The sequence below is a fragment of the Pseudomonas oleovorans subsp. oleovorans genome (assembly GCF_002197815.1).
GTDB lineage: Bacteria > Pseudomonadota > Gammaproteobacteria > Pseudomonadales > Pseudomonadaceae > Aquipseudomonas > Aquipseudomonas oleovorans.
Genome location: NZ_NIUB01000039.1, coordinates 1 through 11,868, shown reverse-complemented (window position 1 = coordinate 11,868; position 11,868 = coordinate 1). Strand labels below are relative to the sequence as shown.

Sequence of the window (11,868 nt, the reverse complement as noted above, 5' to 3'; positions counted from 1 at the left end):
GCCTTCGGCATCAGGCCAGCACACCATCGCGAAAGTCACGCAGAGCCTGCTCGATTTCCTCACGGCTGTTCATCACGAACGGTCCGTACTGGACGATGGGCTCGTTCAGTGGTGTGCCGGCGATCAGCAGCACCCGTGCGCCATGAGCGCTGGCCAGGTGCAGTGCGCCCGCGTCAGACAGGCGTACCAGGCGCCCGGCGCTGATCGGTTGTGCGCCGGCCTCGGGTAATTCGAGCAAACCCTGGTAGACGTAGAGCATGACCCGCTGCCCGTCGGCCAGGCGCGGTGAAACCTGGCTGCCGGCCGGCAGATGTAGGTCGAACAGTTGCGGCTCGGTATACGGACGCTGCACGGCGCCGGCCTGGCGGATTTCGCCATCGTCGAACTCGCCGGCGATCACCACCACCTCGACGCCGGATGCCGTGTTGATGCGCGGGATCTCGCTGGCCGGGATGTCGCGATAACCCGCCTGGCCCAGTTTGTCCTTGGCCGGCAGGTTGAGCCAGAGCTGGAAGCCGCGCATGGCGCCGGACTCCTGCTCGGGCATTTCGCTGTGGATGATGCCGCGCGCGGCGGTCATCCATTGCACGCCGCCACTGCCGAGCAGGCCGACGTTGCCCAGGTGATCCTCATGGCGCATGCGCCCTTCGAGCATGTAGGTGATGGTCTCGAAACCGCGATGCGGGTGCGGCGGGAAACCGGCGATGTAGTCGTCAGGGTTGTCGGTGGAAAACTCGTCGAGCATCAGGAAGGGATCGAAGCGCTCCAGGCCCGGCCCACCGATCACGCGGTTGAGGCGCACCCCCGCGCCGTCCGAGGCGGGTTGGCCAGGCTGGATGCTGATGACGCGGCGTGGCGAAGTCATGGCGAGCTCCTTGGGAGGTAGGAATGGCGCCATGCTAGTCGTATCGAATCGATATTTGGGTGGAAAATTTGCCGGCCATGCATCGATTAATTCGATGCATGGCCCAGGCTTCAGTCGGCAATCTTCAGCTTGCGCGACTCGTGGTAGAAGTAACGAATCTTCTCGTACTCGAATGGCGAGTTCAGCTGGCCGTAGCGGAAGCCGGTATTGGCGCGGGTATCGACCACGCGCAGCACGGTAATGCCGGGGTTGTTGCGGCTGGCGTCGGCCACATCGAGGTAGTTGACCGCATTTTCCAGGCTGTAATCCGCCACCAGGCCACCGGTGTCGCGCAGGTTCGACGGGCCGAGCAGCGGCAGCATCAGGTACGGGCCGGCCGGTACGCCGTAGTAACCCAGGGTCTGGCCGAAGTCCTCGCTCAAGCGTGGCAGGCCCATCTTGGTGGCCGGGTCCCACAGGCCACCGACTCCGATGATGGTATTGAAGAGCAGCCGTGCAGTGCTGTTCATCGCCCGTTGGCCCTTGAGTTGCAACAGGCTGTTGGCCAGCGTGGGAATTTCCCCCAGATTGTTGAAGAAGTTGTGCACGCCGGTCTGCACCAGATTGGGTGTGACGTAGCGGTAGCCGTCGACCACGGGCAGGAAGACCCACTGATCGAAACGGTAGTTGAAGTGGTAGACGCGGCGGTTCCATGACTCCAGGGGGTCATAGACCTGCAGGGCGTCACTGGAGGCGCGCTCGAATTCCTGCTGGTCCAGCCCCGGGTTGAACTGCAGGTGCTGCAGCGGGTTGGTGAAACCGTCAGGGTCGACCTGGTTTGCGGCCAGGGCCTGCCCGCCGGCCAGCAGCAGGGCGATGGTCAGGGTGCTGTGCTTAACCACGGAAGAACTCCAGCATGGCGTCGGCATTGACGCGATAGTTGAGGTTGCCGCAGTGCCCGCCACGCGGGTAAAGGGTCAGGCGGTCGCCGAAGGTGCGGCGCAGGAAACCGATATCGCCCTGGCCGAGGATCAGGTCATCGGCGTTGTGCATCACGGCGATCTTGTCGCTGCCTTTGAGGTAGTCCTCGAGGGCATACAGGCTGGTCTTGTCGATCAACTGATTGAGGCTGCCGCCGTCATAGCGGGCGCGCCACATGGGTATCAGTTGCTCGGCGATATAGCAGTCGAAGTCACAGCGCAGGGCCATCTGGAAGAAGGGCGTGAGGCTGGTGCCCTCGGTGATGCGGTAGTCACGTGGGGTGATCAGGCCGCGGCGATTGAGCAGGTCCGAGGTGAAGACGATATCGGCAGAAGAAAAACGGAACGCGGTGCCGATGAGCATGGCCAGTTGTTCGTTGGAGAGCTTTTGTCTCGACTGCTGGAAGTCATAGAGCATGGCCTCGTTGATATCCAGGTAGCCCTTGTCGTTGAAGTAACGGGTCAGCTTGCCCAGCACCAGATCATAGAAGTTGGTGCTGTTGTCGATGCCCTGCACCCTGGTCTGTACCAGCTTGTCCAGATTGGTGATGGAGGTGTAGAGGTTGACCGGCGGATTGAGCAGCAGCACCCGCTTGAAGTCGAAGGCGCGACGGGTTTCATCAAGCTGGCTGACGAACGCGGCGTGCAGCGCGCCGAGGCTGTAGCCGGTGAGCATGAACTCACTGACATCGAGCTTCGGGTGCTGGGCGCGCACAGCCTGCATCACGCGGTACAGGTCGTCGGCATCTTCCGGGCTGTAACCGGGTGTGGCAGAGCGTGAGGCGGCAGCCATGAAGTCATAGCTGGTTGGTGACGACAGCTGCACCACATGGAAACCGGCGCCGTAGAAGAGTTTCTTCAGGTATTCGTTGGTGCCGCTGGCGTAGTGTGCGCCGGTGCCGGCGATGATGAAGATCAGCGGCGCGCGGCCTTTCTGCTCGGCCAGGCGATAACGCAGCCGGGTCACTGGCCAGAAGTTCTCCAGCAACTCGAATTGTCGATCCGGGCGCAGGCGTACCGAGTAGTCGCGCTGCCGGATGTCTGCATCGGCCGGCAGCGCCGGGCGCAGCTCGGGCGGCGTGGTGGCGATGGTTGCCTCGAACGGGTTGGCCAATGGATAACCGTAGCTCTCGGCGTCCACATCGGCGGCCAGCGTTGAAGCACAGAAAACCAGGCCACTGAACAGGGCGGCAAGTCGGGCAAGGCTGAGCATGTACTGAGTCCCTTCGAATAAGAGATCGTCTGGATTGAACTGCCGGCGTATGACAGCAGCATGCGGGGCAAAGTGCCAGACCATCCTGCCTTATCGCAGGGAAAGATGAGTCGCTGCAAGGCTGACTCACTGCCGGTGCAGGTTTCAGGCCTGGTGGTGCAGCCAGGCATGCCTGGGGCGCTGGGCCGCAGGATTGCGCTTACGTTCGAAGCGCTGCCAGATTTTCTCGTGGAAGTAGAAACCCACGGAATTGCACAGCGGTTCGATGGCGGCCACCAGGCCACTGGCGGCAACGCTGCCGGTCAGCGCGTAGGTGACGCCGAAGGCGATGCAGAAGTGCATGATGGTGAAGGTCAGGGTCTTGAGCATGATGCACCTACTTGAGAATCATTTCCTATGTAGGCAAGGCTAGTCGCACGCCCTCGAGTCGGGAAATGCGGCGTTTGCATGGTTGTAATAGTTCTGCTCAATGAGGCTTTGGCTTTGAGGCGATTTTTATCTATTTATCTTCGCCGCTCAAGGGAGGCGCAATGTTTTGGCGTATGGCTGCCGACGCGCTGGTGGTGATCCACCTGGGCTTCATCCTCTTCGTCATGCTCGGCGGCCTGTTGCTGCTGCGCTGGCCAAGCCTGATCTGGCTGCATGTGCCGGCGGTGGCCTGGGGTGTAATCGTCGAATGCCTGCACCTGGGCTGCCCGCTGACGCCCTGGGAAAACCAGTTGCGCCGTATGGCCGGGCAGGCCGGCTACGAGGGCGGCTTCATCGAGCATTATCTGATACCGCTGATCTATCCGGCCGGGCTCACCCCGGCTATTCAGCTGTGGCTGGGGGCCATCGTCGTACTGGTCAACGCTGCCGTATATGCCTGGCTGATCGGGCGCTGGCGCAGGAAAACGTGATCGTGATTTGCCCTGCCTATTCATAAATCTGATGAAGGCATGGTGGCTTTATCGCCTTCGCTACACTGGCAGCCATCGTAACCAATCAATGAAGGCAGGGCTGCTATGCAAAACCGCATGATGATCACTGGCGCGGGCTCCGGCCTGGGACGCGAAATTGCCCTGCGTTGGGCGCACGAGGGCTGGCGTCTGGCGCTGGCCGACGTCAACGAGGCTGGTCTGGCAGAAACCCTCAAGCTGGTGCGCGAGGCCGGCGGCGACGGTTTCACCCGTCGCTGCGACGTGCGTGACTACAGCCAGCTGACCGCCCTGGCGCAAGCCTGCGAGGAGCAGTTCGGCGGTATCGATATCATCGTCAACAACGCCGGTGTCGCCTCCGGTGGCTTCTTCAGCGAGTTGTCGCTGGAGGACTGGGACTGGCAGATCTCGATCAACCTGATGGGTGTGGTCAAGGGCTGCAAGGCATTCCTGCCGCTGCTGGAAAAGAGCAAGGGCAAGATCGTCAACATCGCCTCCATGGCCGCGCTGATGCAGGGGCCGGGCATGAGCAACTACAACGTCGCCAAGGCCGGCGTGGTGGCGCTGTCGGAAAGCCTGCTGGTGGAGCTGCGTCAGCTGGAAATCGGCGTGCATGTGGTCTGCCCATCCTTCTTCCAGACCAATCTGCTGGACTCTTTCCGTGGCCCGACTCCGGCGATGAAGGCTCAGGTCGGCAAGCTGCTGGAGAGTTCGCCGATCAGCGCAGCGGATATCGCCGATTACATCCACGCTGAAGTGGCCAAGGGCAGCTTCATGATCCTGCCGCACGAAATGGGCCGTATGGCCTGGGCGCTGAAGCAGAAGAGCCCGCAGGCGCTGTACGACGAGATGGCCAGCATGGCCGAGAAAATGCGCGGCAAGGTCAAATCCGTCAGCTGACCAAAAGGTCAGCTATTTGCGCCTGCAGGCTTGCCTGGCAAGGCCTGCAGGGGTAGGGTGGCCGCCCCGGCCTGCCTGCCGTAATGACCATGGAATACCTGTGAAACCAGTCCCTCGGGCCCTGCTGCTGGTGGCCCTGGTGCTGGCGGCGATCAATTTGCGCCCCGGCATCACTTCCCTCGCGCCGCTGATCGAGCGCATCGCCGCGGAGCTCTCGCTGAGCCGCAGCTTCATCAGTCTGACCACGGCCTTGCCGGTGTTGTGCATGGGCCTGCTCGCACCATTGGCGCCGCGTCTGGCCATGCGCTGGGGCCTCGAACGTACCATCGTGCTTTGTCTTGGACTGATCGGCCTGGCGCTGCTGGCGCGTCTGGCCGCGCACCAGAGTGCGGTACTGATCGGCAGCGCAATCGCTTTGGGAGCCGCCATCGCGGTTGCCGGGCCTTTGCTGTCGGGCTTTATCAAGCGCCATTTCGCCAGCCAGATGGGGCGTGTGGTCGGCTGGTATTCGCTGGGCATGGCCATTGGTGGTGCCGGTGGTGCAGTGCTGACTGCGCCGGCCACTGCGCTGTTCGGTGACGCCTGGCACCTGGGCCTGGCGGTATGGGCTGCACCTGCGCTGTTCGGAGTCATGCTCTGGCTGTGGCTGCCCAACCAGACGGGTGCTGCCAATGAGCAGGAAATCGGTGGTCTGCCTTGGCGGCAGCCACGGGCCTGGCTGATCAGTTGCTTCTTTGCCATTCAGGCGGGCTTGTTCTATGCCATCGCGACCTGGGCCGTGGCGCGTTATCACGAAGCCGGGCTGAGCATGCTGCGCAGCAACTCGCTGCTCAGTCTGGCCATGCTCATGGGGCTGCCCAGCTCGTTCCTGCTGCCCTGGCTGGCGCAGCGCTACAACGCGCGTTATCCGCTACTGTTGGCTTGCGGTGCGGTCACCTGCGGTTGTCTGGCGATGGTCACCTTCATGCCGCGTTTCGTTCCGGAACTGTGGGCGGTGATCATGGGCTTTTCGCTGGGCGGCTCCTTCGCCCTGTCACTGGTGCTGCCGCTGTACGAAGCCGGTTCACCCCTGGCCGTCAGCCGCTGGACGGCGATGATGCTGTTCACCGGTTACAGCCTTGGCAGCCTGACGCCCATCCTTACCGGGCTGGCCCGCGACTTGTCCGGCAGTTACCACCTGCCGTTCGCCGTGCTCACCGTGCTGGCCCTGGTGATGACGCTGGTGGCGTGGTTGCTGGGGCGTAATCGCCGGCAGCGGCATTGAGCAATTGGCCGCAGTTCCTTTCCTGCCCAGGCCGGCTGTGTTAGAAGGCGTTCTGCTTTTTCAGGAGTGCCGGTGTGGAGTCCGAATCCATCGTCTATGGCTGCATCCGCGACTGGCCCTCGGATGACCCCGAGTTGCGTCGCCTGCGCCGTGAAACCAATCATGGCGTGCTGGCCGAGTTGCCGGCCGGCGAGCTCTGGCCGTTTCTCGGCCGCGAGATGTTCTCTTTCTGCGACTTGCCCGGTGCCGGCCTGTACCAGACCCAGGTGATCCACTTCGGCGCCAGCTATGGCGCGATCGAGTACGAGTGGAACCTGTGGATCGAAGCCTTCGAGGCACTGCTCAAGCGCCTGTACTGGGCCAGCGCGGTGGTGCACCTGGAAACCGAGCTCAATGGCATGCACACCTTCCGCTGGGAGTCCGACAATGGTTTTCACAGCCCGCAGGAGGGTGGGCTGCGTGTGCGCTGCGCTTGGGAGCGTGAGGGTGCCTTGCGTGGTTAGAGGGCGAGAATGATCAACTATCTATGGTTTCTGCTGGCGGCCCTGTTCGAGATCGCCGGCTGCTACGCATTCTGGATGTGGCTGCGGCTCGATCGCAGTGTCTGGTGGATCGCTCCGGGGCTGCTCAGCCTGGCGTTGTTCGCCCTGATTCTGACCCGCGTCGAAGCCTCCTTCGCCGGTCGCGCTTATGCCGCTTATGGCGGTGTGTATATCGTCGCTTCGCTGGTGTGGCTGGCGCTGATCGAAAAGACCCGGCCACTGTTCAGCGACTGGTTTGGCGCTGCGCTTTGCCTGGCAGGAGCCACCATCATCCTGCTGGGACCGCGGTTGCATTCATCCTGATCTGCTTATAAGTATCGGAAGTAAAAAGTTCCGCTGTCATCAAATCTTTATATATTGGCAACTGATCTGAAATAACCCCTCGCCAAGATTCCCCCAGCACGAACGAGCCCACAGCTCGGGTGTTTTCAACACTAAAAGTCCAACAGGGGAATTTCTCGATGATCCGTAAGCACTTCGCCGGTTTCGTAGCCAGCACCCTGGCCCTGGCCGTTTCCGCCCAGGCTTTCGCCGGTACCGTCACCACTGACGGCGCCGATATCGTGATCAAGACCAAGGGCGGCCTTGAAGTCGCCACCACCGACAAAGAGTTCAGCTTCAAGCTGGGCGGCCGTCTGCAGGCCGACTATGGCACCTTCGATGGCTTCTACACCCGCGAAGGTGACAAGGCCGACGCTGCCTACTTCCGCCGTGCGTTCCTGGAACTCAGCGGTACGGTCTACAAAGACTGGAAGTATGCAATCTCCTACGACCTGTCGCACAATGCAGGCCAGGCTGGTAAGGGATACTTCGACGAAGCATCGGTGACCTACACCGGCTTCAACCCGGTCAACATTCGTGTCGGCCGCTTCGACCCGGACTTCGGTCTGGAGAAGGCCACCAGCTCCAAGTGGATCACTGCCATCGAGCGTTCCGCCATCTATGAGATCGCTGACTGGGTCAACGGCCACGAGAACGGCTTGGGCGTACAGGGTAGCTCGGTCATCGGCAACATGGCGTTCCTGTCCGGTGGCGTAAGCGCCAAGGACCCCAACGACACTGACGGTAAGAGCGTCAAGCAGTTCAACGTGCGCGGTGTGTTCGCTCCGATGGCTGAGGCGGGTAATGTTCTGCACCTGGGCTTGAACTACGCAACCCGTGATCTGGATGACACTGTTACCGATGCCCGTGTCCGTCCTCGTCTGACCGTACGCGGCGTTAGCACCAATGGCGGTAATGATGCTGGCACTAACGGCAACCGCGCGATTTTTGGTGGCGATGCCACCTCGATCTACGGTGGTGCTAACACCGCTTACCGTGCAGGTGATCTCGATAACGATTCCGCCTGGGGTGCGGAACTGGCCTATGCCATGGGCCCGTTCTCCGCTCAAGCCGAATACCTGGCGCGCAAACTGAAGGCTGACCGCGCTGGCATCGAAGATATCAAGGCCAACGGTTACTACGCGCAACTGGCCTACACCCTGACCGGCGAATCCCGCGGTTACCGCCTGGATGGTGCACGTTTCGATGCGATCAAACCATCCAACAAGCAGCTGGGTGCCTGGGAAGTCTTCTACCGTTACGACAACATCAAGATCGAAGACGACAACGTCACCGTTGCCACCGCCACGCGCGAAGTGGGCGATACCAAGGCCAAGCTGCATACCGTGGGCGCGAACTGGTACGCCAACGATGTGGTCAAGGTCAGTGCTAACTACATCAAGGCCAAGACCGACAAGATCACCAACACCGCTGGTGACGATGACGGCGACGCCTTCGTGATGCGCCTGCAGTACGCGTTCTAAATGCTCCACTGATTTTGCTCCTGCTTGAGCCCCGCCTTTGGCGGGGCTTTTTTTCGTCCGCCGCTTTCGCCAGACTGGCGCCATGCCCCTGCACACCTTGACCCAACTGTCCCAACTACCGGCCGCCAGCTGGGATGCCCTGCTGCCGACTTCGCAGCCGTTCCTGCGCCACGCCTTCCTTTCCTCGCTGGAGGACAGTGGCAGCGTTGGCGGCCGTACCGGCTGGCTGCCGGCGCACCGGCTCTGGTGCGATGCGCAGGGCCAGGTGCAGGCGGCGCTGCCGGCTTACATCAAGCAGCACTCCTACGGCGAATACGTGTTCGATCACGCCTGGGCCGATGCCTGCAGGCGTGCGGGTATCGCCTATTACCCCAAGCTACTGGGCGCCGTGCCGTTCTCGCCGGTAACAGGCGCGCGCTTGCTCGGTGATCCTGTTGCGGCCGCCGAGTTGCTGGATGCGTTGGCAGCCGCTTTGGATGATGAAGGCTTATCGAGTCTGCATATCAATTTCACCACCTCGGCCTGCGATGCAGTGATCGGGGCGTGCGAGGGGTGGCTTGAGCGACTGGGTTGCCAGTTCCACTGGCACAACCGCGGTTATCGTGACTTTCAGGATTTTCTCGACGCGCTCAGCTCACGCAAACGCAAACAGATGCGCAAGGAACGAGAACAGGTCGCGGGGCAGGGCATCGATTTCGACTGGCGACGCGGCCATGAGTTGAGCGAGGCGGACTGGGATTTCGTCTACCACTGCTATGCCAACACTTATCATGTACGCGGTCAGGCACCCTATCTGATGAGGGATTTCTTCAGCCTACTGGCCGAGCGCATGCCGGAGATGATTCGTGTGGTGTTCGCCCGGCAGCAGGGGCGGCCGCTGGCGATGGCCTTCAGCCTGGTCGATGGCGAAACCTTCTTCGGTCGCTACTGGGGCTGCCTGGCCGAGTTCGACCGCCTGCATTTCGAAACCTGCTTCTATCAGGGCATGGAGCTAGCCATCGCCGAAGGTCTGCAACGCTTCGACGCCGGGGCCCAGGGGGAGCACAAACTGATACGCGGTTTCGAGCCGGTCATCACCCGTTCGTGGCATTATCTCTGTCACCCGGGGTTGTATGCTGCAGTCGCCGAGTTTCTCGAACAGGAGCGCTCTGGCGTACGGGCTTACGCGGAACAGGCGCGCGGTTATCTGCCTTTTCGCCAGCCCAGTGGGGACTGATCGAGCGATCAGGTTATCGTGCTGGCGCCGAAACAGCTGTTTGCCGGAAGTTCCCCGTGTCGGAGATTTCTGCAAAAACTCCAGAGCTTTCAGCAAGAAGCCTGTTCACATCTGCCACTAAATTCCGCCCTTCACTTTCGTTACGACCGTTTTGTCTGCGCCGATTGGTCAGACCAGCTTTGCTGGGCTAGACCGATAATAGACGTGCATGCAGCCGAAGTAGGGGTGGTAACGCGATTCGGTGGCCGCAGGCGTAAGCCAGGGAGGTCAGGGAAAGTGCTCATGCACTTGCCGATGCAGTGACGAAGTGGTGGAGATTTTCACTGCGCCGGTATCTGTCCCTGATCGTGCTCGCCAGGCATCGGTGTGACGAGGAAAGAAACCGGAGCCCCGTATCCGCGAACGCGGGTGCGCTTTGCCAAGCCGGGCACGGTGCCCAAGAACAACAAACGAGAGGGGAGCCCCCCAAATGACAGCTAGTACTCCAATGCTCGTCACCTTCGTGGTGTACATCGCAGCCATGGTACTGATCGGCCTGATCGCCTATCTGCGTACCAAGAACCTTTCCGACTACATCCTCGGTGGCCGCAGCCTCGGTAGCTTCGTGACCGCGCTGTCCGCTGGTGCCTCCGATATGAGTGGCTGGCTGCTGATGGGCTTGCCGGGTGCGATCTTCGTCGCCGGTCTGTCGGAAAGCTGGATCGCCATCGGCTTGATTGCCGGCGCCTATCTCAACTGGTTGTTCGTCGCTGGCCGTTTGCGCGTGCAGACCGAGCACAACGGCAATGCCCTGACCCTGCCGGATTACTTCACTAACCGTTTCGAGGACAACAGCCGCCTGCTGCGAATCTTCTCGGCGCTGGTGATCCTGGTGTTCTTCACCATCTACTGCGCCTCGGGTGTGGTGGCCGGTGCCCGCCTGTTCGAGAGCACCTTCGGCATGTCTTACGGCACCGCCCTGTGGGCCGGCGCTGCAGCGACCATCGCCTACACCTTCATCGGTGGTTTCCTGGCGGTTAGCTGGACCGACACCGTGCAGGCCACGCTGATGATCTTCGCACTGATCCTCACCCCGATCGTGGTGATGATTGCCACCGGTGGTGTAGAGCCGACCTTCATCGCCATCGAAATGCAGGATGCAACCAACTTCGACATGCTCAAGGGCGCGACCTTCGTTGGTGTGATTTCCCTGCTGGCATGGGGGCTGGGCTACTTTGGCCAGCCGCACATCCTGGCGCGCTTCATGGCGGCCGACTCGGTCAAATCGATCCCGGCAGCCCGTCGCATTTCCATGACCTGGATGATCCTCTGCCTCGGTGGCGCGGTCGCCGTGGGCTTCTTCGGTATTGCCTACTTCTCGGCCAACCCGGATCTGGCCGGGCCGGTCAGCGAAAACCCGGAGCGTGTATTCATCGAGTTGGCCAAACTGCTGTTCAACCCGTGGATCGCCGGCATCCTGCTGTCCGCCATCCTGGCCGCGGTGATGAGCACCCTGAGCTGCCAGTTGCTGGTGTGCTCCAGTGCCCTGACCGAGGACTTCTACAAGGCCTTCCTGCGCAAGGGCGCCTCGCAAACCGAGCTGGTCTGGGTCGGCCGTGCCATGGTGCTGCTGGTGGCGCTGATCGCCATCGCCCTGGCTGCCAACCCGGAAAACCGTGTACTGGGCCTGGTGTCCTACGCCTGGGCCGGCTTCGGCGCTGCGTTCGGTCCGGTGGTTATCCTGTCGCTGGTGTGGAAGGGCATGACCCGTAACGGCGCCCTGGCTGGCATGCTAGTCGGCGCGGCCACCGTGATCGTGTGGAAGAACTGGATCGGTCTGGGGCTGTACGAAATCATCCCGGGCTTCATCCTCGCCACCCTGGCCATCGTCATCTTCAGCCGCATCGGCAAGGCGCCGAGCCAGTCGATGCTGAGCCGCTTCGACCAGGCCGAGAGCGAGTACAAGTCGGTCTGATCCAGCTGGCTTGAACACAAGGCGATGACTGCCCGGCAGTCATCGCCTTTTTCGTTGTGCGCCAGGCATGGCGCGTAGCGCCGTGACTGGCGCTGTTCGGTTCACTGTGGTGGTGGACTGGACGACTTGGAGGTGAAAGTCCTCTACACACCCGGCAAGGGGAAGTGTTAGCCAGAGGCAAGGGTGTCGCGGGCGACTGCGAATCTGAAGGAAGCCCGAGGCAAAATGCTGGC

General features: G+C 61.7%; 12 protein-coding genes. 8 read left to right on the top strand and 4 right to left on the bottom strand.

Annotated elements, in window-relative coordinates; genetic code table 11:
- Nucleotides 1-10: 10 nt before the first annotated feature.
- The 4 genes from PSOLE_RS19275 to PSOLE_RS19260 form a co-directional block, all read right to left on the bottom strand.
- Nucleotides 11-865 (bottom strand): pirin family protein, encoded by an 855-nt coding sequence (locus PSOLE_RS19275; protein WP_074860256.1) that lies wholly within the window; start codon nt 863-865, stop codon nt 11-13.
- A gap of 110 nt (nt 866-975) precedes the next feature.
- The gene (locus tag PSOLE_RS19270; protein WP_074860253.1) at nt 976-1,746 is read right to left on the bottom strand and encodes an MlaA family lipoprotein; all 771 of its coding nucleotides are present in this window, start codon (nt 1,744-1,746) and stop codon (nt 976-978) included.
- On the bottom strand, nt 1,739-3,037 hold the full coding sequence (locus PSOLE_RS19265; protein WP_074860251.1) for an alpha/beta fold hydrolase family protein: 1,299 nt from the start codon (nt 3,035-3,037) through the stop codon (nt 1,739-1,741). Before PSOLE_RS19265 ends, PSOLE_RS19270 begins: the two co-directional genes overlap by 8 nt.
- A 144-nt stretch (nt 3,038-3,181) precedes the next feature.
- Nucleotides 3,182-3,406 carry a DUF2061 domain-containing protein gene (locus PSOLE_RS19260; protein ID WP_004423427.1) on the bottom strand — a complete coding sequence of 75 codons (225 nt, stop codon included), beginning with the start codon at nt 3,404-3,406 and terminating at the stop codon, nt 3,182-3,184.
- Between the two features lie 161 nt (nt 3,407-3,567).
- On the opposite strand from PSOLE_RS19260, the gene PSOLE_RS19255 reads away from it, so the two are divergent.
- The 8 genes from PSOLE_RS19255 to putP all read left to right on the top strand — a co-directional run bounded on the left by PSOLE_RS19255 (nt 3,568) and on the right by putP (nt 11,635).
- Nucleotides 3,568-3,936 (top strand): DUF2784 domain-containing protein, encoded by a 369-nt coding sequence (locus PSOLE_RS19255; protein ID WP_004423428.1) that lies wholly within the window; start codon nt 3,568-3,570, stop codon nt 3,934-3,936.
- Nucleotides 3,937-4,041: 105 nt separating this feature from the next.
- The gene (locus tag PSOLE_RS19250; protein ID WP_074860249.1) at nt 4,042-4,854 is read left to right on the top strand and encodes an SDR family oxidoreductase; all 813 of its coding nucleotides are present in this window, start codon (nt 4,042-4,044) and stop codon (nt 4,852-4,854) included.
- A 100-nt stretch (nt 4,855-4,954) separates the two neighbouring features.
- Nucleotides 4,955-6,118, top strand: a complete 1,164-nt coding sequence (locus PSOLE_RS19245; protein WP_074860247.1) for an MFS transporter — start codon at nt 4,955-4,957, stop codon at nt 6,116-6,118.
- Nucleotides 6,119-6,192: 74 nt separating this feature from the next.
- Complete coding sequence (locus PSOLE_RS19240; RefSeq protein ID WP_074860246.1) at nt 6,193-6,621, top strand: hypothetical protein; 429 nt, start codon at nt 6,193-6,195, stop codon at nt 6,619-6,621.
- Nucleotides 6,622-6,630: 9 nt separating this feature from the next.
- The gene (locus PSOLE_RS19235) at nt 6,631-6,963 is read left to right on the top strand and encodes a YnfA family protein (RefSeq protein WP_074860244.1); all 333 of its coding nucleotides are present in this window, start codon (nt 6,631-6,633) and stop codon (nt 6,961-6,963) included.
- A gap of 158 nt (nt 6,964-7,121) precedes the next feature.
- The gene (locus PSOLE_RS19230; RefSeq protein ID WP_074860243.1) at nt 7,122-8,465 is read left to right on the top strand and encodes an OprO/OprP family phosphate-selective porin; all 1,344 of its coding nucleotides are present in this window, start codon (nt 7,122-7,124) and stop codon (nt 8,463-8,465) included.
- Nucleotides 8,466-8,547: 82 nt separating this feature from the next.
- Nucleotides 8,548-9,681 carry a GNAT family N-acetyltransferase gene (locus PSOLE_RS19225; protein WP_074860278.1) on the top strand — a complete coding sequence of 378 codons (1,134 nt, stop codon included), beginning with the start codon at nt 8,548-8,550 and terminating at the stop codon, nt 9,679-9,681.
- A 469-nt stretch (nt 9,682-10,150) separates the two neighbouring features.
- Nucleotides 10,151-11,635 (top strand): sodium/proline symporter PutP, encoded by a 1,485-nt coding sequence (putP, locus tag PSOLE_RS19220; protein ID WP_074860241.1) that lies wholly within the window; start codon nt 10,151-10,153, stop codon nt 11,633-11,635.
- Nucleotides 11,636-11,868 lie beyond the last annotated feature (233 nt).